Raw genomic sequence first — 24,012 nt, forward strand, 5'->3', positions numbered from 1 at the left:
GGCCCCTCGGGCGGACGCCGGATCACCAGGCGTCGATGAACGGGCGATGCCCCGGGCGGGGGACGGGGCATCGCCCGAGCGCCGCCAGCACCCAGTCCCGCGACCCGGCCGGGTCGATGACCGCGTCGATCTCCAGCGTGGCCGCCGCGTTGACCGCCTTCCCGCGCTCGTACAACTCGGCGACCCGCTCCTCGAAGACGCGCGCACGCTCGGCCGGGTCCGCGATCGCCTCCAGTTCCCTGCGGTGGCCGAGGCGCACCGCGCCCTCCAGGCCCATCCCGCCGAACTCCCCGCTCGGCCAGGCGGCCGTGGCCAGCGGCGCACGCGTCGAACCACCCATCATCGCCATCGCCCCGAGCCCGTACGCCTTGCGCAGCACCAGGGCGACCAGCGGCACCCGCAGATTGGCGCCCACCAGGAAGAGCCGGGCGAAGTGCCGTACGGTCGCGGTCCGTTCGGCGTCCGGGCCGACCATGAACCCCGGGGTGTCGCACAGGGAGACCACCGGCAGCCCGAAGGCGTCGCACAACTGCAAAAACCGCGCCGCCTTGTCCGCGGCGTCCCGGTCGATCGCCCCGCCCAGATGCGCCGGGTTGCTGGCCAGCAGCCCCATGGGGCGCCCTTCGACCCGGACGAGTGAGGTCACCACGCCCACGCCGAACTCCGGGCGGAGTTCGAGCACCGAGCCGGTGTCCGCGAGCCCGTGGACCGCGGCCCGCACGTCGTAGGCACGCCGCCGGTTCTCCGGCACGACCTGCCGCAGCAGCCGCTGGTCCGGCGCCTCCCAACTCCCGTGCGTCCCTCGGAAGTACGACAGGTACTGCCGCGCCACCCGCACGGCCTCGGCCTCGTCGGCGACGGCGACGTCCACCACGCCGTTCGGTATCTGCACCGACAGCGGCCCCACCTCCTCCGGCCGGTACACACCCAGCCCGCCGCCCTCGATCATCGCGGGCCCGCCCATCCCGATCGTCGCGTCGGGGGTGGCGATCACGACGTCGCAGCAGCCGAGGAGTGCCGCGTTGCCCGCGAAGCACCGGCCCGAGGCGATGCCCACCAGCGGGACCTGTCCGCTCAGCTTCGCCATCCGCTGGAAGGTGGTCAGGTCGAGCCCGGCCACGGACGTGGTGTCGGTGTCCCCGGGCCGTCCGCCGCCGCCCTCCGCGAACAGCACGACGGGCAGCCCCCGTTCCTCCGCGATCTCCAGCATCCGGTCGGTCTTGCGGTGGTTCTGCAGCCCCTGCGTACCGGCCAGGACCGTGTAGTCGTACGACATCACCACGCACGGGTCGCCGTCGATGCGGCCGGTGCCGCAGACCAGGCCGTCCGCGGGCGTCGAGCGGATCAGGTCGTCCAGGGAGCGGCGCCCGCGCTGCGCCGCGATCGCGAGGGCGCCGAACTCGGTGAAGGAGCCCTCGTCGCACAGGTCGCCGATGTTCTCGCGGGCGGTACGCCGGCCGAGCGCGCGCCGCCTGGCGACCGCCTCGGGACGGTTCTCGTCCAGGCCGAAGGAGTGCCGGTGCACCGCCTCGGCGAGGTCCGCGCGCACGGCGTCCGGATCCAGGGGCTCCGCCGCGTGCTCGTCGTCGTGCGCGCCGGTGACGTCGTCCAGCGTGGCCAACGCCGTTCCCTCGCCCACCGTTTGACCCACGCGCGCATGCAGCAGCCGTACGGCCGCGGAGCCGGGAGCCCGTACCACGTGCTCCATCTTCATGGCCTCCAGCACCAGCAACTGCTGCCCGGCACGCACCCGTTCACCGGGGGAGACGTCCACGGAGACGACGGTGCCGCCGAGGGGTGCGACGACCGTGCCGTCCGCCGCCGCGGCATCGGGAGCAGCCTGCTCGACCAGCTCCGGGCGCGCCCAGAACGCGGGCCGCGCGAGCACGTCCCGCAGCAGCGGGATCCCGGTCCGCACCCCCTCCACACCGAACTCGCCCAGCGCGCGCCGCACCCGTGTGACGGCCGCGTCGACCCCGCCGTGCGGGGCATGCGCGACCACCTTCGCGAGCAACGGGTCGTAGCGGACACCGACTTCGGCCCCCGTACGGATCGCGGTGTCGACCCGCACCCCGGGCCCCGACGGCAGGTCGAAGCGCGTGATCCGGCCCGGCTCCTCGGCGCCGACCCGCGCCTGCACGGCGAACCCGCGCGGTGCGGCGGGCGGCCCCGACAGCCCCAGCTCCGCCAGCGTGGCCCCGGCGGCGAGGCGCAGCTGCACGGCGACCAGATCCACCCCCGTCACCTCCTCGGTGACCGTGTGCTCCACCTGGAGGCGGGGGTTGGCCTCGATGAAGTGGAACCGGTCGTCCAGGACCAGGAATTCGAAGGTGACCAGGCTCGAACACCGCGCCGCCCGCGTCAGCCGCAGCGCACTGTCGAGGATCTTCTCCCGTACGGCGTCCGGCAGTTCGGGCGCGGGCGCGATCTCGATCAGCTTCTGATGGCGCCGCTGGGCGGTGCAGTCCCGGTCCCACAGATGTGTGACGGCTCCCGAGGCGTCCCCGACGACCTGCACCTCCACATGCCGGGCACCCTCCAGCAGGCGTTCCGCGTACAACTCGCCCCGCCCGAAGCCCTGTCGGGCCTCCGAAGCGTACCGCTGCCACGCCTCGTCCAGCTCCTCGGGCCCGCGCACCACCCGCATGCCGCGCCCGCCGCCCCCGCCGACCGCCTTGATCATCACCGGGCCCTCGGCGAGCAGCGTGCGCGCCTCTTCCAGCCCGCCGTGCGCCCCGGGCAGCACCGGAACGCCCGTGGCCAGGGCGAGTTCACGGGCCCGCACCTTGTCGCCGAAGACGTCCAGCACCTCCGCGGAGGGCCCGACGAACGTGATGCCGGCCGCCCGGCACCGCCGCGCGAAGTCGGCGTCCTCGCTCAGAAAGCCGTAGCCGGGGTGCAGGAACGAGCAGCCGGCGGCGGAGGCGGCGTCGATCAGTGCGTCCGCATCGAGGTAACTGCCCAGCGGCACGGCCTCGTCGGCGAGCCGGACATGCCCGTCGTCCCCGTCGGCGTACACCGCGACCGAGCGCAGCCCGGCGTCGGAGACGGCCCGCAGGATGCGTACGGCGATCTCTCCGCGGTTGGCGACGAGTACGGCACTCATGCGTGGGCCCCTCCAGGACGTCATCGACCGGCCCCGTCATGCTCATTGACATTGACGTCAACGTCAATACGCTCCCCGCATGGCACGCACCCATAAGACCTGGGCGGTGCGCACCGCCCGCGACCGCACCGAGGCCCCGGCCCGCGCCCGGCTCCTGGACGCGGCCGAGACCGTCTTCGCACGGCTCGGGCTCGGCGGGACCACCGTCGCCGACATCACCGCGGAGGCAGGCGTCTCGCGGGCGGGCTTCTACGTCTACTTCGCCTCCAAGGAGGAGATCTTCCGCGTCCTCGCGGCACGCGTGCGGGACGCGTTCCTCGCCGCGCAGGAGGTCCCGGGCGTCGACGCGGACGACACGCGTGCCGTCGCGGAGGCCTCCGTCGGGGCCGTCATCGCCGCCCACGCCCGGCACCAGCCGCTGCTCGCCCTGCTGGAACAACAGGCCCGCACGGACCCGGACGTGCGACGGCTGTGGGACGAGATCCGCGAACGGCCCGTCCACCGCCACGCCCGCTACATCCGCCGCCTCACCGACCGCGGCGCGGCGGCCCCGGTCGTCGAACCGCTCGCCGTGGCCCACGCGGTGGGCGGCATGTGCGTCGAGGCCGCCCGCCGGGTCGCGGCGCGGCCGGACCTGTACGACACCGTCGTACAGGACGTGACCACGATGTATCTGCACCTGCTCGGAGCCGGTCCGGACTCACCCCGCGGTCAGCGCCACGGAGTTGGGCCCACCAGCCAGTCGTAGGCGTCCCGCGCGGTGAACTCGGCCTGTCCGCCGGGCAGCAGCAGGTCCGCGGTGGCGAACCCCGGTGCGCCGGCCTGCGCGGGGACGTACGGGACCGCGATGCAGCGCATGCCGGCGGCGTGCGCCGCGGCGGCGCCCGGGACGGCGTCCTCCAGGACCACGCAGTCGGCCGGTGCCGCCCCCAGGCGCCGGGCCGCTTCGAGGAAGACGTCCGGGGCGGGCTTGCCGCGCGGCACCTCGTCCGCCGACACGGTAGTGCGCAGATACGCGTCCAGGCCGGTGCCCGCCAGGACCGCCCCGATCGCCTCCGGCGACGAACCCGAAGCCACGGCCATCGGCACACCGGCCGACGCCAGCAGCTCCACGAACTTCCGCATCTCGGGGTACACGCGCGTGGCCGTGCGGGCCAGCTGCAGATAGCGGCGGTCGATGTCGGCGAGCAACTCGTCGGCGGAGGCGTCGAGGCCGTACTCCCGCTTCCAGAGGGCGGCCGTCTCCTGGGTGCTGACGCCGACGTACCGCTCGTGGTCCGCCCAGGTGAAGTCCGGGACGCCGTGCTCGGCGAGCGTCTGCCGGCCCGCTTCGTAGTAGTTCGGCTCGCTGTCCACGAGCGTTCCGTCGAGATCGAAGATGACCGAGAGGGTGCCGGGCGTGCTCATGGGGACAGCATGGCAAAGGTCAGTTCCGGGCCGCCCGGCCGATCGACTCGACCAGCGGCAGCAGGCGCTGCGGGACACGCTCGCGCAGGGCCACCTCGCTGCGGGTGCGGACGACGCCGGGCAGGCTGATCAGCTTCTGGATCACATCTTCCAGATGGGCGTTGTCGCGCGCCACGACGCGGGTCAGCAGATCGCCGCCGCCGGTGATCGAGAAGGCCTCGACGATCTCCGGCACCGCGGCCAGCGCGTCGCCCACGTCGTCCAGATGCCCCTGCGTGACCTCGATGTGCACGAACGCGAGCACCGGGTGGCCGAGCGCGGCCGGGGAGAGCGTCGGGCCCGTGCCGGTGATCACCCCGTCCCTCTCCAGCCGGTCCAGGCGGGCCTGCAGGGTGCCGCGCGCGATGCCGAGAATGCGCGCGTACTCCCGCACGCTGGTGCGCGGCTGCTCCATCAGCAGCCGCAGGATGCGGGTGTCGAGCTCGTCGACGGCCATGGTGTCCGGCCTCCTCGTGCATGGTCCGATGGCTCGCTCGTGGACGCCGTCGGACCGCTTTCGCTGTACCAATGGCTCAGCCTATGTGCTGCCGCTTGAGCCATCCGGGCGTCGGATGCTGCAATGTCCGTGTCGATGGCGCTGCGGATCTCCGTGGCGCCTTTTTCGTGCCGTGGCGGTCGAGGGGTGGGAAGCAGTTGCTGAAGAGGGTGTTCGTGGCTCCGGACCCGGGGCGGATACGGCTGCGCTTCGCCACCCGTGCCGTGGTCGGCATCGGTCTCGCGGTCGTCGTCTGCGGGCTGGCCGGACTCTCCCTCGTCGGCGCCATCACCGGGGGCCTGGCCGCGCTGCTGGCCCTGTTCACCGTCACCGACCCCACGGTTCGGGGCCAGGCCGTCACCACCGCGCTGCTGCCCGCCGTGGGTCTGCCGGTGCTGGCCGCCGCGGCCGGACTGCACGACCACCCGGTCGCCCGCGACCTCACCTTCCTCGCCGTCACCGGAGCCGGCGTGTACGCGCGCCGCTGGGGTCCGCGCGGGCACAGCCTCGGCGTGTTCGCGTTCATGATGTTCTTCGCCGCGCAGTTCCTGCACGCGACCACGGACCGGCTGCCCGAGCACTGCGCCGCCGTCGTGCTGTCCGTGCTCGTCGCCTCGGCGGTGCGCTTCGGCCTGTGGTGCTACGAGACGCAGCTGCCCCCGGCGCCCGTGCCCGCCCCGCCAGCCGGCGCCGGCCTCGACCGCGTCACCACGCGCCAGGCTGTCCAGGCCACCGTCGGCGCGGGCTTCGCCCTCGTCGTGGGTCAACTGGTGTCCGGAGAGCGCTGGTACTGGGCCGTCGGCGCCACCTGGTGGATCTTCGTGAACACCGTCTCGCGCGGCGAGACGCTGGTCCGAGGCTTCCGCCGGGTGCTCGGCACCGTGATCGGCCTCGGGCTCGGCCTGCTGATCGCCGTCCCGCTGCACGGAGCGGGCGCCCCCACCGCTGCGCTCCTCGCCGCCTGCGTCTTCGGCATCTTCTACTCGGCCGCGGTGTCCTACACCTGGATGATGCTCTGCGTCACGCTGCTCGCCGAGCTCCTCTACGGCCTGCTGGGCGTGCTCAGTCCCGGCCTGCTCGCCCTGCGGCTGGCGGAGACCGGCGTCGGCGCGCTCGGAGCCGTCCTCGCGGTGCTCTTCGTCCTGCCCGTCACCACGCACGCCGTCACCGACGTCTGGATCCAGCGCGCCCTGCGCTGCGTCCACGCCTGCACGGCGGAGGCAGCCGCACGCCTGGCCGGCTCCCCGGCCGCCGACCCCGCGCTGCGGATCGCGGAACTGGAGCATCTGCTGGGCCGGGTACGGCTCTCGGTCGCGCCCCTCGTCCACCCGCTCAACCCGATGTCCGGCCGCAAGCGACGCGCCCGGCAGGTGCTCGCGCTGCTCGACGACTGCGCCCGTGAGACCCGCGGTCTGGTCGCCGTGGCAGCGGATCCGGAAGCCTCCCACGACGCCCGCCTGACAGCGGCGTGCCGACGGGTGGAGGCGGCGGTGGAGGCGCTCACGGGCGGCACCGACCACATCACGCACACCCCCGCGCCCCCCGCAACGGAACCGGCCCTCGCCCACCTCCACGGCCTGGAACAAGCCCTCGCCGACCTGTCCACCCCCTTGCGCACCCCGCCGGGCTCGCCACTCGTCGGCGCCTGACCAGATGTCCGGGCTTGGTCTAGACCGCCAATGATCGCTGCTACCGTCGCCCCCAGGCGCAGACCGAGAGGGGACAGTGGTGGCAGACGGTGGCGGGCGGCGTAGGTGGGCCTTCATCGGGTCGTTCACGGCGGCCGGTGGTCCCGGGATCGTGACGGCGGCCGTGGACGGGGGCAGCGGGGCGCTGACCGCGCTGAGCAGCGTGGACGCCGTACCGGATCCCTCGTATCTGGCACTCGCGCCCGACGGGCGGACGCTCTACGCGGTCAGTGAGACGGCGGAGGGCGCGGTGGCCGCGTTCCGGGTGGTGGGGGACCGGCTGGAGAAGGCGGGTGCGCCGGTGCCGGTCGGCGGCGACAGCCCCACCCATCTGAGTGTCTTCGCCGGGCACGTGCTGACCGCCAACTACGGCTCCGGCAGCGTCACCGCCGTGCCCGTCCGCCCCGACGGCACACTCGCGGGCGCCGCCTCCGACGTCCTGAAGCACAAGGGCTCGGGGCCGCACACCCCACGCCAGCAGGGACCGCACGCCCACCAGGTGCAGCCCGACCCGAGCGGACGGTGGGCCGTCAGCGTCGACCTCGGCACGGACTCGGTACGGGTGTGCGCGCTGACGGACGGCCGTCTCGAACCGCACCGGGAGATCGCCCTGCGCCCCGGTTCCGGACCGCGCCACCTGGCCTTCCACCCGGACGGCACACGCGCCTACGTGCTCGCCGAACTCACACCCACCGTCACCGTCTGCCACTGGGACGCCGACACCGGCTCCCTGGAGCCGCTGACCGTGCACCCCGTCCTGCCCGGCACCCCCACCGGCGACGCCTACCCGTCCGGCATCGTCGCCTCCCCCGACGGCCGCTTCCTGTGGACCGCCACCCGCGGCGAGGACGTCCTGTCCACCTTCGCCGTCGACGGCGACGACCTGGAACCGACCGGCACGGTCCCCTGCGGCGGCCACTGGCCCCGGGCCCTCACCGAGTCGGGCGGCTTCCTCTACGCCGCGAACGAGCGCTCCGGCGCGGTGGCCTGGTTCGCGATCGACCCGGACACGGGACTGCCGCACCACGAAGGCGCGCTCGCCGTCCCCGCCGCCTCCTGCGTGGTCTTCTGCTGAACCCCGGGCGCGAGACGTCAGCGCAGCACGCGGAAGGGCCCGCCCCCACGGAGGAGGCGGGCCCTTCGTCGTCCGTACGGATCTGCCGTCCGCGTCAGCGGACCGGCGTGCCCTGCGGCTGCGGCGGGACGATGCCCAGCGCCGTCGTGTACTTGGCCAGCGCGAGCTTGCCGATCGCCGGGTAGGGGCCGAGCGCCTCGGCGGCGGAACAGCCCGCCTCCTTGGCCGCCTCGTCGATCAGACCCGGGTCGATCTCCGGCCCTATCAGGTACGGCGCAAGTGCCAGTTGCTGCGAACCCGAACCGCGCAGCTGCTCGGCGACGTCCGCGATCGAGCCGTCCTGGTCCAGAGCCGCCGCCATCACGGGCACCGCGAGGCGCGCGGCCAGCAGCATGCCGGTGATCCCGGCCGCCTGCACGGCCTCGTCACCGCCCACCGACGCCAGGATGATGCCGTCCGCCGCCGTCGCCACCGTGAACAGGCGGGCGCGGTCGGCACGGGCCAGACCGGCCTCCGACAGACGCACGTGCAGCGCCTCGGCGAGCAGCGGGTGCGGGCCCAGCACATCGGTCAGATCGGCCGCGATACGGCTGTCCATCACGGCCTGGCGGATACGGCGCAGCAGCGCACCGTCCGGGCCGGCCAGCAGCGGCACGACGACGGCGACGGGGCCGTCCGGCTCCTTGACGTCCATACCGGCGGCCCTGGCCTGCTCGAAGCGGGCCGTGCGCTCCTCCGCGGCATGCGTGAGCACGGCCTGGAGCGTGGGGAACTCCGAGTCGTCACTGCCGTCCAGGTACGCGATGCGCGCGTCCAGGCCGGGGAGCTCGGAGCGGGCGATGCTCACGACCTCCTCGGCAAGGCTGCGCGTGGCAGCACCGGGAGTGCCCGGCACCACGAGGACGAGCGCGGGCGCGCCCTCGGGAGCCGCCAGCGGTTCGGGTCGGCGGTGCCGCCCGGGCTGGCGAGGTCGCGGCATTCGTACTGGCAGGCCGGACGCGGGTCCAGTGGGGGAGCTCATGGCGACGCATGTTACTGGCTTCTTGGGCTCCCCTGTTCGGGGAGGGTGCAGGTGAGCGGTATCCGTCCGGTTTTGTCTGATGAGTTACGTACGTTTCGGTAGCGACCGGCGTGCCGGGATCAGCCCTCCGCCCCGGTCACCACGCTCAGCATCGCCGCGTCACTCGGGAGAGTGAGCGCCCCTGCCGCGAGGTCACCGGCGATGCGCACCGAACCCGCGAGCGGATCGCCCGCTGCGGCCACCAGCGGCGCGTGCGGCAGCCGCCGCGCCAGCTCTTCGCGGAGCGGGACGAGCAGGGGGTCTCCCATCTTGAGCAGGCCGCCGGTGACGGAGACCCGGGGCTCTCCCGCGGCCGGGCAGACCGCGGCCGCGGACTCGGCCATGTGCCGGGCCGCCTCCCGCAGAATGTCCGCCGCGACCGGATCACCGTCGGCCCGCGCTGCCACCTGCGGAGCGAAGGAGGCAAGGACGGCGGGGCGGTCCGGACGCGGATAGAGCCTGCCCGGCAGCCCCGGCATCGGGCCGAACATCTCCTCGGCGGAGGCCAGCAGCCCGGCCGAACCGCCGGGTCTGCCGTCGTACGCCCGCAGCGCCGCCTCCAGGCCGGCCCGCCCGATCCAGGCGCCGCTGCCGCAGTCGCCCAGCAGATGACCCCAGCCGTCGGCGCGGCGCCAGCGCGACAGGTCGGTGCCGACGGCGATCAGACCCGTGCCCGCGGCGACCACGGCACCGGGGCACGGCCCGAGCGCGCCCACATAGCCGGCGACGGCGTCGGCGGCGAGCGCCACCGAGCGGATGCCGAACTCCCGCCGCAGCGCCCCGGGAAGCTCGGCGCGCAGGGCGTCGCCCAGCGTGGCGAGCCCGGCGGCGCCCACGGCGGCCGTACTCAGTGCGCCCACACCGGTCTCGGCGGTCAACTCCCGGACCATCGGCACCAGTTGGGCCATCAGATGCCCGGGGTCGATACCCCGGTCCCCGGTGTGCACCGGCTCCCGGGACTCCCGCTGGGCCAGCGGACCGCGCTCCGGGTCGGCGACGACGACCCGCAGCCCGGAGCCCCCCGAGTCGACCGCGAGCACCCCGGCCGCCGTGCCGGTCACGGAAGTCGCCAGTCCACCGGCTGCCCGCCCTGCCGGACCAGCAGATCGTTGGCCCGGCTGAAGGGGCGCGAGCCGAAGAAGCCGCGGTCGGCCGACATGGGGGAGGGATGGGAGGACTCCACGGACGGAAGGTCGCCGAGGAGCGGGCGCAGATTGCGGGCGTCGCGGCCCCACAGGATGGACACCAGCGGCTTTCCGCGCCCGGCCAGGGCCCGGATGGCCTGCTCGGTGACCTCTTCCCAGCCCTTGCCGCGATGCGCTCCGGGCTTGCGCGGGGCGGTGGTCAGCGCCCTGTTGAGCAGCAGCACGCCCTGCCGGGTCCACGGCGTCAGATCGCCGTTGGAGGGCTGCGGCAGCCCCAGGTCGGTGTGCAGTTCGCGGTAGATGTTGAGGAGACTGCCGGGCAGCGGACGCACGTCGGGCGCCACCGAGAACGACAAGCCCACCGCGTGTCCCGGTGTCGGATACGGGTCCTGCCCGACGATCAGGACCCGTACGTCGTCGAAGGGCTGCTGGAAGGCCCGCAGCACATTCGGCCCGGCCGGAAGATAGGTGCGTCCCGCGGCGATCTCCGCGCGGAGGAAGTCACCCATCTCGGTGATCCGTCCGGCGACGGGGTCCAGGGCCTTCGCCCAGCCTGCTTCGACGATTTCATGCAACGGTCGTGGAGCCACGGGCGTCACCCTACTGCCGTACGGGCAGCGGGAATCAACCGGTGGCCAAGGCCGCGCGCATCCCCCGTGACAGCCATCAGACCACCGCGGCCCGCACGCACAGCACGTCCGGCAGGTGCGAGGCCAACTGCTGCCAGCTGTCGCCGTCGTCGGCCGACGCGAACACCTCGCCGTTGCGATTGCCGAAGTACACGCCGGCGGGGTCGGCGTCGTCCGTGCACATCGCGTCCCGCAGCACCGTGCCGTAGTGGTCCTCCTGCGGCAGGCCCGCCGACAGCGGCTCCCAGCTCTTGCCCGCGTCGGCCGTGCGGAAGACCCGGCAGCGGTGGTCGGCCGGCACCCGGTCCGCGTCCGCGTTGATCGGGAAGACGTACGCGGTGTCGCCGCGGTGCGGGTGGGCCGCCGCGGCGAAGCCGAAGGTGGACGGCAGGCCCTCGCCGATGTCGGTCCAGTGGGCGCCCGCGTCGTCGCTTCGGTAGACACCCCAGTGGTTCTGCAGATACAGCCGGTCCGGGGTCGCGGCGTCCTGGGCGACCTTGTGCACGCACTGCCCGAACTCCGGGTTGGGGTCCGGCAGGAAGACCGCGGACACACCGGAGTTGGAAGGGGCCCAACTCGCGCCGCCGTCCGCGGTCCTGAACACCCCGGCCGTCGACACGGCCACCGTCACGGCCTGCGGATCACGCTTGTCGGTGACCACGGTGTGCAGCCCCTCGCCGCCGCCTCCCGGGACCCACTTCGAGCGGGTGGGGTGCTCCCACAGGGGGCGGACCAGCTCGAAGGTCTCCCCGCGGTCCTCCGAGCGGTACAGCGCGGCCGGTTCCGTGCCCGCGTACACCACGTCGTCCTCCGCGGCCGCCGGGTGCAGCTGCCACACCCGCTCCAGCGAAGCCCCGGTGTCCTTGGGGAACTTGACCGCGGGGCGGGTCGGCTCGGTCCAGGTGCGGCCGAGGTCGTCGGAGTGGAAGACGGACGGGCCCCAGTGGGCGCTGTCGCCGCCGGCCAGCAGCCGCGGACGGTCGCCGCGGGTGTCGATCGCCACCGAGTACATGGCCTGTGCGTTGAAATACGGACTCTCGTCGAACTCCCAGGTGCCCCCGCGCCGCCGCCCGATGAACAGTCCTTTGCGCGTGCCCACGGCGAGCAGTACCTCGGTCATGCCGATCACCTCCGCGACGTCCTTGTCCCAGACACCGGCCAGTCTGCACCCCACCACTGACAGTCACCTCCGCAATGACCATCCGTGCAGGTCAGAGCGGCCGAGGCGGTCCGACCGCCGAGAACCGGCCGGGTTCGCGGCAACAACTGCGCGAGTGGGGGTACCCGTGGGACCGTCGAGCCGAGGGAGTCGGCCTGAGCATCCCATGGCCCCGGCCCGTATGGGATGGAGACTGGGGAAGGTCGTGCGCTCATGAGGAGGATGCCTTCGATGGCGTTCCGTGGACCCAAGGCGTGGCTGTGGCGCTGGCGACGCAACCCGCTCAAGCGCCGTATCGACGCGGTCGAGGCATGGGTCGTGCTCGGCGCCTGGATGGTCACAATCGCCACCGGCGTGCTCGCCGGTCTGACGGCCACCGGGTCCGTGGAGCACGGACTCGCCCGTGAGCGCGCCGAGTGGCGGCAGGTCGTGGCCCTGGTGACGCAGAAGGCGCCCGGAACGGCCCCCGGACCGGCCTCCGGCCACTCCGCCAGGGCGAGCGGCGAACAGGTCTGGGGGAAGGTCCGCTGGACCGCTCCGGACGGCACCGGGCACACCGGTCAGGTCCGGGTCGACCCCGGCAGCGCCGCCGGCACGGCGGTCACCGTATGGACGGACCCGCACGGAGAGCTGGTCACCGCGCCGCCCACCGCCTCCCAGGCCCGGCTGCGGGCCTCGCTGATCGGCGTCCTGGTGGGCCTGAGCGCGGCGGCCGTGCCGTTCCTCGGCGGGCGTGTCCTGTGCGGCCGCATCGAGCGCCGCCGCCTGGCCCAGTGGGACATGGAGTGGGCCCGTTTCGGACCGTACTGGGGCCGCAAGACCAGCTGACGGCCCCCGTCGGGCGGACGGTGCCCGCAGGCCGTCGCGCTGCGCGCACACGCCCCCTGTGCCATCGTCGTCGGTGAGACCTTCACCTGTTGCGGGCGGGGCCCCGACAGCAGATGCGCCCGCGTGCGCTCAAGACCCAAGTGGTGGCGGTGACTCCAGTTGTTGCTGGGCCCCTGGACGCCTCGCGTCGGACAACTACCCTCGCGTATACAACTATTTCTGGCGGAAGGCGGTGCCTCGTGGCGGAGCAGGCTTCCAGAAGAGGAATGGTCGGCGAACTGTCGGCCGAGTTCCTGGGCACCATGATCCTGATTCTGTTCGGCTGCGGCGTGGTCGCCCAGGTGGTGGCCGCGGGCATCGGTGACCACGACAGCATCGCCTGGGCCTGGGGTTTCGGTGTCACCCTCGGCGTCTATGTGGCGGCCCGCCTCAGCGGCGCGCACCTCAACCCCGCGGTCACCGTGGCGCTGGCCTGTTTCGCGGGCTTCTCGTGGAAGAAGGTGCTGCCGTACTCCCTGGCACAGACCGCGGGCGCGTTCGTCGCCGCGCTGCTGGTGCGCTGGAACTACACCGAGGTACTGGCCAAGACCGACCCCGGCCACACCATCAAGACCCAGGGCGTCTTCTCCACCCTCCCGGGCAACGGCGTCCTGCCGGTGAGCGAACTCGGCGCCCTGCGCGACCAGATCATCGGCACCGCCATCCTGGTCCTGGTCATCTTCGCCATCACGGACCTGCTCAACACCCCGCCCGGCGCCAACCTCGCCCCGCTCATCATCGGCTTCCTGGTGGTGGCGATCGGCATGGCCTGGGGCACCGACGCCGGCTACGCCATCAACCCGGCCCGTGACTTCGGGCCGCGCCTCGCCAGCTACATCACCGGGTACGGGACCGCCTGGCGGGACCAGTACGGCAACCTGTACTTCTGGGTGCCGATCGTCGGGCCGCTGATCGGCGGCGTGGTCGGCGCCGCCCTCTACCGCCTGTTCATCTCGAAGTTCCTGCCGGTCGCCGAGGCCGAAGTGGAGCCGGGCCGGGTCCCGGTCCCCGAGGGCGAGGCCAAGGACTGATGAACCGCCGGCGCGCGAAACACAGCTGAACAGCGGCGAGGGGCCGCGGGCACGATGCCCGCGGCCCCTCGCCGTGCGTGCTCCTACTGGGCGGCCGTCAGCTGCCCGGGGCGCCGCCTGCGGCGGTGCAGGGCGAACGCGGTACCGGTCGCTCCCGCCGTCAGGAGACCGGCGGCGACGGCGATCGGCACGGCCGGCGAGGTGGAGCCGGCGTCGGCCACGTTCTGTGCCTTCAGGTCCTGGACGTAGGGCGGGTAGGCGCCCTTGGCCGAGACCGTGGTGGCCGAACCGCTGTGGTGCGGGATGCCCTTCACGGACTTGACCGACCCGTCCGGGTTCAGCAGCACCTGCTTGTTGTTCGGGTGCCGGAAGTCGAACATGCCGGCCAGGCTGCCCGCCCGGCGGTCGAACGAGGTGTCACCGATGCGGCCGGTGCCCCAGTTGTTCTCGATGAACCGGATGATCGAGGTCTGCTCGGTGGCCGTGTGGTCGATCGAGTTGACCTTGCTGTAGGGGGAGATGACCAGCAGCGGCTGCCGGGTGCCCGGCCCGCAGCGGTCCGCGTAGCCACCCGCGGCCGCCGGACCCGACTGGCAGGCGGGGCTGTCCGTCGCCTTGCCGTTGGAGCCGGTGGCGGTGTCCTTGGAGCCGTTGAGCACCGGCGAGACGACGTGGTCGTACCAGCCGTCGGAGTCGTCGTAGGCGACCACGATCGCCGTGCTCTTCCACTGCGGCGACTGCTGCACCGCGTTGATCTCGTTCACCAGGAAGTGCTGCTCGTCGATCGGGTCCGAGTAGCCGGCGTGGCCGTCCTGGTACTCGGCGGCCTTCAGGAAGCTGACCGCCGGCAGGTTGCCGGCCTTGAGCGTGGCGTCGAAGTCCGTCAGGTCGTAGTTGTGGTTGGCCCGGCCGTTGTGGCCGATCTCCGCGACGTTCTTCGGGGCCAGGTGGTGCGGGTTGGCCGTCGACTTGTAGTACTGGAACGGCGCGTGGTGCGGGCTGTAGTCCACCGACGCGGCACCGCCGACGTTGGTGTGGGTGGTGCCGGAGCACTTCGCGTAGTCGCCCTGCTTGCCGTTCCACGGGGTGCTGGGCCTGAAGCCGCCCTGGAACCAGCCCCAGCTCACGCCCTTGGCGTTGAGCAGGTCACCGATGTTCCTGCCCTTCATCACTCCCAGCGCGCTGGTCGCGGTGTGGTCCTTGTCCGAGCAGTCGTCGTAGCCGGGGTCCGGGTCGTTGATCATGGTGCCGACGCCCTTGGCGTCGGGGGAGGCGACGGTGTACGGGTCCGGCGTGGACGTCTGCTTCGGGTTCTCCGTGCCGGAGGCCGGGTCGACGGAGATGATGCCGTGCGTGTTTCCGGAGACCAGGTTGATCGCGCCGGGGGACGAGGGCCCGTAGTTCGAGCTGAACGAGCGGTCGTTGAGCGCGTAGTGCTGGGCGTAGTTCCACAGCGCCGTGACGGTGTTGCCGTCGTAGTAGTCCATCACCAGGCCCGGCTCGCCGAAGAGCCCGGTGCACTTGTTGACCTCGGTGTTCTCGACGTACTTGTCGGCCTTGCCGCCGTTGGCCGCGTACTGCTCCGGGCCGTAGGAGTGGTTCTGGTCGCAGGTCATGGCCTGCGAACTGGCCAGCCGCTTGGGCTTGTAGAGGTTCGGGTTCTTCTCCAGCAGCCCGGCGTTGAGGAGGTTGTCCGCCTTCGGGGTGTGCGGCGCGGCCTTGAACCGGGTGCCGTCGGTGTTGGCCGCCTTCGGGTAGGTGGCGAAGTAGTGGTCGAACGAGTTGTTCTCGTCGAAGAGGACCACGATGTGCTTGATCGGCGTCGCGGTGTGCGGGTCGTGGTGGCCGTGGCCGCCGGGTGCGGAGGACGCCGAGGCGGGGAGGACCCCGCCCGCGCCCACCAGGGCGGCCGCGCCGAGCAGGGCGCCCGCGCGCGCCAGCCGGCGCCGCGCCCTGGTTGTTCTGCCTGTGCCGATCATGCTGTCTCGCCTTCCGGGAGAACCGAGTTCCACTGCCACGGCATTCGTGGCCATGCCATCGATTGCTGATCCTGGGCAATGGTGGCGGCCGGGCGGGGGAGCGGCAATGGCGACGCAGCGAATGTTCGGTCAGGAAATCCTCATCGCCCCTTGGTCTGTTCTTGACCCGAATCCGTCGCGCGGGTTCAGGCCAGCAGGGCGCGTCCCAGCCAGTCGGAGCCGTCGCGCACTCCGGGCAGAGCGAAGAAGTAACCACCGCCGAACGGACTGATGTAGTCCACCAGCGGCTCCCCGGCCAGCCGCTTCTGCACGGTCTCGAACTGCCGGGCGAGGTCCTGCTGGTAGCAGCAGAACAGCAGGCCCATGTCCAGGTTGCCGTTGGCGTCCGTGCCGCGGTCGTAGTTGTAGGCGCGGCGCAGGATGCGCTGGTCGTCCGTGGCCGCCGTGCGCGGGTTGGCCAGCCGTATGTGGCTGTCCAGCGGGATCACCTCGCCCTGGGGATCCTGCGGGTAGTTGGGGGTGTCCTTCTCGTGGCGGCCGTCCAGAGGGGCGCCGGTGTCCCGGGCGCGGCCGAACATCCGCTCCTGCTCCGTGAGGGAGACACGGTCCCAGAACTCCACCAGCATGCGGATCAGCCGTACGACCTGATAGCTGCCGCCGGCCGCCCAGCCGGGCTCACCCGAGCCCGCGCCCACCCACACCAGACGGTCCATCGCGCGCGCGTCGCCCCGGTCGGGGTTGGCGATGCCGTCCTTGAAGCCCATGTGGTTGCGGGGCGTGCCCGAGGGGCGCGAGGGGCTGACGAAGCCGTCCATGCGCCAGCGCACCTGCATGCCGCCCCGGGTGTGCCGGGCGACGTCCCGCAGCGCGTGCAGCACCGTGTCCTGGTGAGGGGCGCAGAACTGCACGCTCAGATCGCCGTGGCACCAGGCGGCGTCCAGGTCGTCGTCGGGGAACGACGGCATGGCGGTCAGCCGGTGCGGCTTGCGGGCGGCCAGGCCGTAGCGGTCGTCGAAGAGCGAGGCGCCGACGCCGACGGTGACGGTCAGGGCGTCCGCCGGAACGTCCGGGCCGAGCGTGCCGGAGTCGGCAGGCGGGGCCGTGATGCCCAGCTCGTCGGGGCTGCCACCGGCGGTGAGCAGGCGGGCCCGGTCGGTCAACGTGCGCAGCAGATCGGTCAGTTCGCCACGGTTCTCGGCGGTCGCGTCGAACGACACGAACGCCGTGGCACGCTGCGGCGGGGTGAGGATGCCGGCCTGGTGGCGCCCGTGGAAGGCCACGCGACCGCTCTCGCCGGGCTGCGCCGCGGCGGAGGCGGCACCATGGTCGGCGGCCACCAGGCCCGTACCGGCCACGGCCGCCGCGCCGGCCAGAAAGCCCCGGCGTCCGACGTTGTTCACCGGGTTCACGCGGTCCTCCGTACGTCCGTAAGGGCGGCCACGTCGGCGAGCCGCTCGACCAGCTCGCCCAGGTCCGCGTCGACCTTCTCACGCTGGGCGCGGGTCAGCCGGTCCAGCGGCGTCCAGTGACCGTCGTGGTCGAACTCGTCGAGCGTGCGCCCGGCGCGGGTCATCCAGGTGTCGATGCCCGACAGACCGACGTCGCGGGTCTTCAGCAGCGGCCGCAACCGCCCGAGCAGTTCGGCGGTGCCGTCCAGGTTGGCACGGGCGGTGGCCAGGTTGGTGCCGCTGCCGTAGTCGGTACGGCCGGTCAGTTCGAACTGCACGGTGTTCTCCAGGATCTCGTGCGCGCGCAGCCCCACGTCCGCCGGATCCATCCGCTGGTCCGGCCAGCCGTCGCGCAGCTCGTGCACGGCCTTGGCCAGCCGGGCGGCCGGACCGCGCAGACCGCTCGCCGACTCGCCGTGCCACAGCCCGTACTCCACCCGGTGGAACCCGGCGAAGTCCTTGTCGTGCACGCCCCCGGTCAGACCCGCCGTGGTGCCGTTGATCGCCGAGTCGGCGTCGCCGAAGGTGCCGTAGGCCGCGCCCATCCGCTCGTACACCAGATGCGCGGTGAGCCAGTCCTTGCGGGCGGCGGCGAGGTCGCCGCGGTCGATCGCGGCACGCAACGTGTCGGTCTTCTCGGCCAGTTCGACCGTGCGGGCCCCGATCCACTTCTGGTAGGCGAGCGTGGGCGGGATCAGGTCCTGCTGGGTCACCGGCACCGCGGCCGGACCGCCCTTCGCCGTCCCGCCGGTGACGCGCACGGTGGGGCCGGTGACGGCGTCGGCGTCGTCGGACACGCACTTGAAGGCGTAGCTGCCGTTGCCGAGGGTCACCCGGAGCGGGCGTGCGGTGCCCGGCGCCAGTCCTTCGACCTCGCCGTAGACCGCGCCCGAGGCCGGGTCGGTCAGATAGACCTCGGCCGCCACACCGGAGTCGTTGTGCAGATCGAAGACCTGCTTTCCGGCGGCGGGATGCGTCCAGCCGCGGCCGCAGGCGGCGGAGGTGATCTCGACGGAGGTGTGCCGCAGCCCGTCGGAGGGGCGCGCCGCGTGCCTGCCGTCGGAGCCGCCGGTCGCCAGGACCGCGGCCACCACCGCTGCCGCCACGACGAGCGCACCGCCGCCGAGCAGCAGGGTGCGGCGCCGTGCCGGACGGGGCGGGGGCGCCGCGGGGCCGGTGTCGGCCGCGGTGCCGACTGCGGCTTCGGGCATGCCGGACCTCCTGGGGGTCGTACGAACGAGGCGGCGCCAGTGATCCTAGGCGCACCCCATGACCGCGACCGCCATCCTGACCGGCTTCTGACCAGAGGCAAAGCCAGAATTCGCCCTCGGTTCACCGACGGCCCCACCGGGTGCCGGGGCCGTCACGTGCGGTGACCCCGGGACGGGCTCAGCCGCGGTGACTCCGGAACGGCCTCGGCTGCGGTGACCCCGGGACGACAGGTTCAACTCCCGTCCGGCAGAGCACGGTTCAGTACGGCGTCCAGATCGGCCGTGTCGGGCAGCGTACCGAAGGCGTGTCCCCAGTCGCCGCCCAGCCGGGTGGCGCAGAAGGCGTCGGCGACGGCGGCCGGGGCGTGCCGGACCAGGAGGGAGGCCTGCAGCGTCAGGGCCATCTGCTCCACCAGCCGGCGCGCACCGCTCTCCGACCCGGCCGCGAGCTGCCCCTCCAGCCGCAGCACGGCGGCGTCCAGGCGGGCGTCCGCCCCCTTTGCCAGAGCGAGTTCGTCGAACAGCGCCTGCGCGGTGGCCGGCTCGCGCCGCAACGCCCGCAGCACGTCCAGGGCGTTGACGTTGCCGGAGCCCTCCCAGATGGACAGCAACGGCGCCTCGCGGTAGTGCCGGGGCATGCCCGACTCCTCCACATAGCCGTTGCCGCCGAGGCACTCCAGGGCCTCCGCGGTGAAGGCCGGACCCCGCTTGGTCACCCAGTACTTGCCGACTGCGGTCGCGATCCGCCGGAACGCGCTCTCACCGGCGTCCCCGCGCACCGCCCGGTCCGCCGCGCCCGCCAGCCGCAGGGTGAGGGTCGTCGCGGCCTCCGACTCCAGCGCGAGGTCGGCCAGGACGTTGCGCATCAGCGGCTGGTCGATCAGCCGCGCGCCGAACGCGCTGCGGTGGCGCACATGGTGCCCCGCCTCGACGAGCGTCTTGCGCATCAGCGTGGCCGACATCATCACGCAGTCGAGGCGGGTGCAGTTGACCATCTCGATGATGGTCTTCACGCCGCGCCCTTCGGGTCCGACCAGCCAGGCCAGGGTGCCGTCGAACTCCGGCTCCGAGGAGGCGTTGGACCGGTTGCCCAGCTTGTCCTTGAGCCGCTGGATACGGAAGGAGTTGCGGCTGCCGTCCGGCAGGATCCGCGGCACCAGGAAGCACGACAGCCCCTCCGGCGCCTGCGCCAGCACCAGGAACACGTCGCACATCGGCGCCGAGGTGAACCACTTGTGCCCGCGCAGCTGGTACATGCCGGGCTCGGCGGTCGGCCACGCCGTCGTCGTGTTCGTCCGGACGTCGGAGCCGCCCTGCTTCTCGGTCATCCCCATGCCGGCGAGCAGACCGGGCTTCTCGGTCGGCACCCGCAGCTCCGGGTCGTACTCCCGCGAGGTCAGCAGCGGCTCGTAGATCTTCGCGAGGTCGAGCTGGGCGCGCAGGGCGGGCACGGCCGCGTAGGTCATCGAGGTCGGGCAGCCGTGCCCGGCGTCGGTGTGTCCCCACACCAGTCCGCCCGCGGTGCGGGCGACATGGGCGCCGGGCCGCTCGTCCGCCCACGGCGCGCCGGCCAGGCCCTCGGCGACCGCGGCCCGCATCAGGTGGTGCCAGCTCGGATGGAAGTCGACCTCGTCGATGCGGTTGCCGTACCGGTCGTGGGTGCGCAGCACGGGCTCGTGCACATTGGCCAGCTCAGCCCACTCCTGCGCCTCGGCGCTGCCGGCCCGCAGCCCCAGCCGCCGGATGTCCTCCTCGGCCCAGTCGGCGCCCTCGCGGCGCAGCCCTTCCAGCAGGGCGGTGTCCTCGGCGGCGTCGTAGGGCGCCAGGTCCGGGGGCTGGTTGGTGACGTCGTGCGTGGCGTACGGCTGCCGGGGCTGCGCGGTGGAGGGTGTCGAGACCATGCGGCCATGTTGCACCCTTTCTGCGACCGTAGCAATGATGCAACAAGAACGCGCACGTAAGGTACGGGTCCATGAACGTGTCACCGCAGCCGGCCGAGGTCGATCTGCCGCCGCTGTCCGCGCGGTCGGTCGTGCTCAGCCTGCTGCTCGGCACCCATCCGCCGGAGCTTCCGGTGAAGGAGCTCGTCCGCGCGGTGGAGCCCTTCGGCGTCGGCGGCTCCACCCTGCGCGCCGCCCTCAGCCGGATGGTGGCCGCCGGCGACCTGCGCCGCACCGATGCCGTCTACGGACTCAGCGACCGCCTGCTGGACCGCCAGCGCCGCCAGGACGAGGCGGTGGAGGCGCGCACGCGCGCGTGGCGGGGCGACTGGGAGATGGTGGTGATCACGGCGACGGGACGCAGCCCCGCCGAACGCGCCGAGCTGCGCGGCCGGTTGAGCACCCTGCGGCTGGCCGAACTCCGCGAAGGGGTGTGGCTGCGCCCCGCCAACCTCAGGCGCACCCTGCCGCACGAGCTGACACAGGTGGCGCAGACGTACACGGCACGGCCCGACCGGCCGGGGTCTGAACTGGCCGCGCAGCTGTGGCCGTTGGACGCCTGGGCCGCGACCGCCCGAGGTCTGCTGGCCCATGTCGCCGACGCGCACCGCCCGGCCGACCGGTTCACCGCCTTCGCCGCGGTCGTACGCCATCTGCTGGCCGATCCCGTGCTGCCGCCCGAACTCCTGCCCGCCCACTGGCCGGGCCCGTCCCTGCGCGCCGCGTACGGGGACTACCAGCGGGAGGTCACCAGGAGAATCGGGCGCTGAACCCGGCGGGTGCCGGGCCCGGTTGCTCAGCCGATCCGGGCCAGGTCGCCGTGGCGGATCATGTACCGGTCGGTGTCGACGGTGTAGCTGCCGGTGTAGGCGGCGGTGGTCCCGTCGTAGTGCACAGCGTCGATGCGCACGTGCACGGTCTCCCCGTCCGCCGACGTGACCTGCGCCTGCGTGTACGTCGTGTCCGCGTAGCCGGAGACGAAGGCGTCGTAGGAGGGGCTCATGTTCCTCCCGCCGAGTTCCCAGGCGGACGCGTAGTCCTGCGCGTTGACGGCGGCGTAGTACTGCTCGACCACGCTCTCGGCGGTCGTGCTGTCGGTGTCGATGTCCGGGCCGTCGGTGGGCGCGGCGTACACCGTCTGCGTCTGGGTCGGTGCCTGCACGGTGGCCGTTGCGGTCACGACCGGCTGGGGCTCCGGTGTCGTGGTGGCGGACGCCGGTGGCGGGGTGCCGGGGGCGGCCACGGTCTGCGCGGGGTGATGACGGTCGCCGAGGCCGAAGGACAGGCCGACCGCACTGCCGACGAGGGCGGCCATACCGGCCACCATCCCCACGGTCCGCCACGGGAAGGTGCGTTGCTCCTGGTCCCGGACGACGGGGATGTTGTGGAGGGTGTCGCCGTTGTGGAATCTGAGCAGGTCGTCGTCGTGCATGGGGCCCCCTGTGCGTTGGTGCAGACGTGCATGATGCGCAGATGTGGGCAGTTGGTGAAGGCTGTGTGTCCAAGTCGTGACATCGGGGCACGCCGCGGGCCGCCGTCCGCTGCGCAGGACGACGGCCCGCGGTGCTCAACGGCGGGGCGGCCGGGGCTACTTGTAGGTGATGTCGGACGTCGCGTACTTGCAGTACGTGCCGTCGGGGCCCGAGCCGTTCGTCGTCGGCTCGTCGCCCGTGTTGTTCCCGATGTACTTCTGGCAGGGCACGATCTTCTTGCTGCTGTCCCCGACGATGGTGATCTTCTTCAGGGTCGCGCTGTCGCCGTAGTTGGTGTTGATCCCGACGAGCGCGCTGCCCTTGTAGGTCGCCTCGATGGTGTTGAGGTTGATGGTGCGCTTGTACTGCGTGCTGCAGTTGCCGCAACTGCGGACCAGCTTGCCGAAGTTCTGCACCGCGAAGTCGGAGATGTTCAGCGTGCCGGCGCCGTTGAACTGGAACACCTTGTCGCTGGCCTCCTTGGCGCCGCCGCCGGAGACGGTGTAGACGTTCGACGACGAGGAGCCCCGGAACGTCGCCGCGTCCTCGCCGACGTCCTCCCACCACACGTTCTGCAGCGTGCAGGCGCCCTGGCAGTGGATGCCGTCCGCGGCGGGGGAGCCGATGATGACGTTCTTCACGACGGCGCCGGGCGCCAGTTCGAGGATCGGGTCCTGGCCCTCGTCCTGGCCGCCGCTGCCGAGGTCGCCGCTGCCGTACAGGCGCTTCATCCCGTAGTCCTTGGTGCCGGAGACCGAGATGGTGGCGGTGACCGCCTGGCTGCCGTTGGCGGTGGGCCAGGTGGCCGCGCTCGCCGGGGTGACCGCTCCGTCTGTCAGGGCCATGACAGACGTGAGGCCGATCGCGGCCAGCGCGGAACTCAGGGCGCGCCGCCGGGTGCGTAAGAGTGCTGGTGAAGCCATGTCGATGCCTTCTTCCAGGGAAGCGTGCTCGATCGTGTACGTGGTGGATCGTGTACGTGAATGCCGTACGTCGTTCTGAACGCCGCGCGCGAGCAGAGTGACCGACAGAGCCGTATCTGACGCCTGTCGGTCACATCGCTGAACGGAACGTAGAGGGTAAGCGCTTTCTGGTCAACGCCTCGCGCAGAAGAGGTTCCGCCATGCCTGGTGAGGGCGCCGCAGGCGCCGGTGACCGGTCGGGCGACTACACCGACCGGTGGTACTGGTCCGGCACATGCACGTCCGCGCCGAGTTCGCGGGCCGCGTGGCGGGCCCAGGAGGGGTTGCGCAGGAGTTCGCGGCCCAGGAGCACCGCGTCCGCGTCGCCGTTGGCGATGATCTTCTCGGCCTGCTCGGTCTCGGTGATCAGGCCCACGGCCGCGACCGGCAGCGTGGTCTCCGCCTTCACCCGCGCCGCGAACGGCACCTGGTAGCCCGGTCCGACCGGGATGCGCACGCCCGCTGCGTTGCCGCCGGTCGAGAGGTCGAGCAGGTCGACGCCGTGCGCCTGGAGGTCGGTGGCGAAGCGCACGGTGTCGTCGTCGGTCCAGCCGCCCTCCTCCAGCCACTCGGTCGCCGAGATGCGGAAGAACAGCGGCTTGTCGTCCGGCCACACCGCCCGTACGGCGTCCACGACTTCGAGTGCGAAGCGGGTGCGGTTCTCGTACGAGCCGCCGTAGGCGTCGGTGCGCTTGTTGGAATGCGGCGAGAGGAACTGGTTGATCAGATAGCCGTGGGCGCCGTGGACCTCGACGACCTCGAAGCCGGCCGCGAGAGCGCGACGCGCGGCGTCCGCGAACTGGCCGACGACCTCGCTGATCTGATCGACCGTCAACTCGGTCGGCACCGCATGCCGCTCGTCGAAGGCGACCGCGCTCGGCGCGACCGGCTGCCAGCCGCCGGCGTCCGGCCCCAGCGGCGCCCCGCCCTTCCAGGTGCGGTCGGTCGAGGCCTTGCGGCCGGCGTGGGCCAGCTGGATGCCGGGCACCGTGCCCTGGGAGACGAGGAACCGGGTGATCCGGCGGAACGTCTCGACCTGGGTGTCGTTCCAGATGCCCAGGTCGTACGGGGAGATCCGGCCCTCGGGCGACACGGCCGTGGCCTCGGTCAGGATCAGACCCGTGCCGCCGGCCGCGCGGGCCGCGAGGTGGGTGAAGTGCCAGTCGTTCGGCGTGCCGGTCCCGGGCCCCTCGGACTCGGCCGAGTACTGGCACATCGGGGCCATCCAGACCCGGTTCGGGATGGTCGCTTCGCGCAGAGTGAAGGGCTGGAAGAGGGCGCTCATCAGGAGCTGCTCC

General features: G+C 72.6%; 20 protein-coding genes. 6 read left to right on the plus strand and 14 right to left on the minus strand.

Annotation, left to right across the window (positions count from 1 at the left end; translation table 11 throughout):
* Window positions 1-22: 22 nt before the first annotated feature.
* Window positions 23-3,106: an acetyl-CoA carboxylase family protein gene (locus MQN93_RS23905; protein WP_242711200.1), complete on the minus strand. Its 3,084-nt coding sequence runs from the start codon at window positions 3,104-3,106 to the stop codon at window positions 23-25.
* Between the two features lie 79 nt (window positions 3,107-3,185).
* Here MQN93_RS23905 and MQN93_RS23910 point away from each other — a divergent pair, with 79 nt between their 5' ends.
* On the plus strand, window positions 3,186-3,854 hold the full coding sequence (locus MQN93_RS23910; protein WP_242711201.1) for a TetR/AcrR family transcriptional regulator: 669 nt from the start codon (window positions 3,186-3,188) through the stop codon (window positions 3,852-3,854).
* Here the strand turns inward: MQN93_RS23910 and MQN93_RS23915 are convergent.
* Window positions 3,818-4,513, minus strand: coding sequence for an HAD family hydrolase (locus MQN93_RS23915; RefSeq protein WP_016433713.1), 696 nt, complete (start codon window positions 4,511-4,513; stop codon window positions 3,818-3,820). The genes MQN93_RS23910 and MQN93_RS23915 overlap by 37 nt on opposite strands.
* 19 nt (window positions 4,514-4,532) lie before the next feature.
* Window positions 4,533-5,009, minus strand: coding sequence for an Lrp/AsnC family transcriptional regulator (locus MQN93_RS23920; RefSeq protein WP_016433712.1), 477 nt, complete (start codon window positions 5,007-5,009; stop codon window positions 4,533-4,535).
* A gap of 197 nt (window positions 5,010-5,206) precedes the next feature.
* Between MQN93_RS23920 and MQN93_RS23925 the strand changes: the two genes are divergently transcribed.
* A complete protein-coding gene (locus MQN93_RS23925; protein ID WP_037781477.1) occupies window positions 5,207-6,697 on the plus strand; it encodes an FUSC family protein in 1,491 nt (496 codons plus the stop codon).
* Window positions 6,698-6,776: 79 nt separating this feature from the next.
* The gene (locus MQN93_RS23930; protein WP_037782028.1) at window positions 6,777-7,811 is read left to right on the plus strand and encodes a lactonase family protein; all 1,035 of its coding nucleotides are present in this window, start codon (window positions 6,777-6,779) and stop codon (window positions 7,809-7,811) included.
* 94 nt (window positions 7,812-7,905) lie between these two features.
* On the opposite strand, the gene MQN93_RS23935 is transcribed toward MQN93_RS23930, so the two are convergent.
* The 4 genes from MQN93_RS23935 to MQN93_RS23950 all read right to left on the minus strand — a co-directional run bounded on the left by MQN93_RS23935 (window position 7,906) and on the right by MQN93_RS23950 (window position 11,765).
* On the minus strand, window positions 7,906-8,832 hold the full coding sequence (locus MQN93_RS23935; protein ID WP_106964391.1) for a sirohydrochlorin chelatase: 927 nt from the start codon (window positions 8,830-8,832) through the stop codon (window positions 7,906-7,908).
* A gap of 119 nt (window positions 8,833-8,951) precedes the next feature.
* A complete protein-coding gene (locus tag MQN93_RS23940) occupies window positions 8,952-9,932 on the minus strand; it encodes an N-acetylglucosamine kinase (RefSeq protein ID WP_016433708.1) in 981 nt (326 codons plus the stop codon).
* Window positions 9,929-10,606: a uracil-DNA glycosylase gene (locus MQN93_RS23945; RefSeq protein WP_016433707.1), complete on the minus strand. Its 678-nt coding sequence runs from the start codon at window positions 10,604-10,606 to the stop codon at window positions 9,929-9,931. Before MQN93_RS23945 ends, MQN93_RS23940 begins: the two co-directional genes overlap by 4 nt.
* A 76-nt stretch (window positions 10,607-10,682) precedes the next feature.
* Window positions 10,683-11,765 (minus strand): WD40/YVTN/BNR-like repeat-containing protein, encoded by a 1,083-nt coding sequence (locus MQN93_RS23950; RefSeq protein WP_051183607.1) that lies wholly within the window; start codon window positions 11,763-11,765, stop codon window positions 10,683-10,685.
* A 270-nt stretch (window positions 11,766-12,035) separates the two neighbouring features.
* Between MQN93_RS23950 and MQN93_RS23955 the strand changes: the two genes are divergently transcribed.
* Together MQN93_RS23955 and MQN93_RS23960 are read left to right on the plus strand one after the other, a co-directional pair.
* The gene (locus MQN93_RS23955; RefSeq protein ID WP_242711202.1) at window positions 12,036-12,632 is read left to right on the plus strand and encodes an Rv1733c family protein; all 597 of its coding nucleotides are present in this window, start codon (window positions 12,036-12,038) and stop codon (window positions 12,630-12,632) included.
* Between the two features lie 266 nt (window positions 12,633-12,898).
* The gene (locus tag MQN93_RS23960) at window positions 12,899-13,702 is read left to right on the plus strand and encodes an MIP/aquaporin family protein (RefSeq protein ID WP_278191125.1); all 804 of its coding nucleotides are present in this window, start codon (window positions 12,899-12,901) and stop codon (window positions 13,700-13,702) included.
* Window positions 13,703-13,785: 83 nt separating this feature from the next.
* Here the strand turns inward: MQN93_RS23960 and MQN93_RS23965 are convergent, their stop codons facing one another.
* The 4 genes from MQN93_RS23965 to MQN93_RS23980 form a co-directional block, all read right to left on the minus strand.
* Complete coding sequence (locus tag MQN93_RS23965) at window positions 13,786-15,681, minus strand: phospholipase C (RefSeq protein ID WP_242711203.1); 1,896 nt, start codon at window positions 15,679-15,681, stop codon at window positions 13,786-13,788.
* 185 nt (window positions 15,682-15,866) lie between these two features.
* Window positions 15,867-17,090 carry an iron uptake transporter deferrochelatase/peroxidase subunit gene (efeB, locus tag MQN93_RS23970; RefSeq protein WP_016433702.1) on the minus strand — a complete coding sequence of 408 codons (1,224 nt, stop codon included), beginning with the start codon at window positions 17,088-17,090 and terminating at the stop codon, window positions 15,867-15,869.
* A complete protein-coding gene (locus MQN93_RS23975; protein WP_242711204.1) occupies window positions 17,087-18,340 on the minus strand; it encodes an EfeM/EfeO family lipoprotein in 1,254 nt (417 codons plus the stop codon). Before MQN93_RS23975 ends, efeB begins: the two co-directional genes overlap by 4 nt.
* A gap of 233 nt (window positions 18,341-18,573) precedes the next feature.
* Window positions 18,574-20,241 (minus strand): DNA alkylation response protein, encoded by a 1,668-nt coding sequence (locus tag MQN93_RS23980; RefSeq protein WP_242711205.1) that lies wholly within the window; start codon window positions 20,239-20,241, stop codon window positions 18,574-18,576.
* Window positions 20,242-20,312: 71 nt separating this feature from the next.
* Here MQN93_RS23980 and MQN93_RS23985 point away from each other — a divergent pair, with 71 nt between their 5' ends.
* Window positions 20,313-21,050, plus strand: a complete 738-nt coding sequence (locus tag MQN93_RS23985; protein WP_242711206.1) for a PaaX family transcriptional regulator C-terminal domain-containing protein — start codon at window positions 20,313-20,315, stop codon at window positions 21,048-21,050.
* Between the two features lie 26 nt (window positions 21,051-21,076).
* Here MQN93_RS23985 and MQN93_RS23990 read toward each other — a convergent pair whose 3' ends face one another.
* The 3 genes from MQN93_RS23990 to MQN93_RS24000 all read right to left on the minus strand — a co-directional run bounded on the left by MQN93_RS23990 (window position 21,077) and on the right by MQN93_RS24000 (window position 23,999).
* Window positions 21,077-21,712 (minus strand): hypothetical protein, encoded by a 636-nt coding sequence (locus tag MQN93_RS23990; protein ID WP_242711207.1) that lies wholly within the window; start codon window positions 21,710-21,712, stop codon window positions 21,077-21,079.
* A gap of 156 nt (window positions 21,713-21,868) precedes the next feature.
* A complete protein-coding gene (locus MQN93_RS23995; protein ID WP_242711208.1) occupies window positions 21,869-22,675 on the minus strand; it encodes a pectate lyase in 807 nt (268 codons plus the stop codon).
* 244 nt (window positions 22,676-22,919) lie between these two features.
* Entirely contained in the window at window positions 22,920-23,999 is a 1,080-nt protein-coding gene (locus MQN93_RS24000; protein ID WP_242711209.1) for an NADH:flavin oxidoreductase/NADH oxidase, read from the minus strand.
* Window positions 24,000-24,012 lie beyond the last annotated feature (13 nt).

It is taken from the genome of Streptomyces spinosisporus (genome assembly GCF_022698145.1).
Taxonomy (GTDB): domain Bacteria; phylum Actinomycetota; class Actinomycetes; order Streptomycetales; family Streptomycetaceae; genus Streptomyces; species Streptomyces spinosisporus.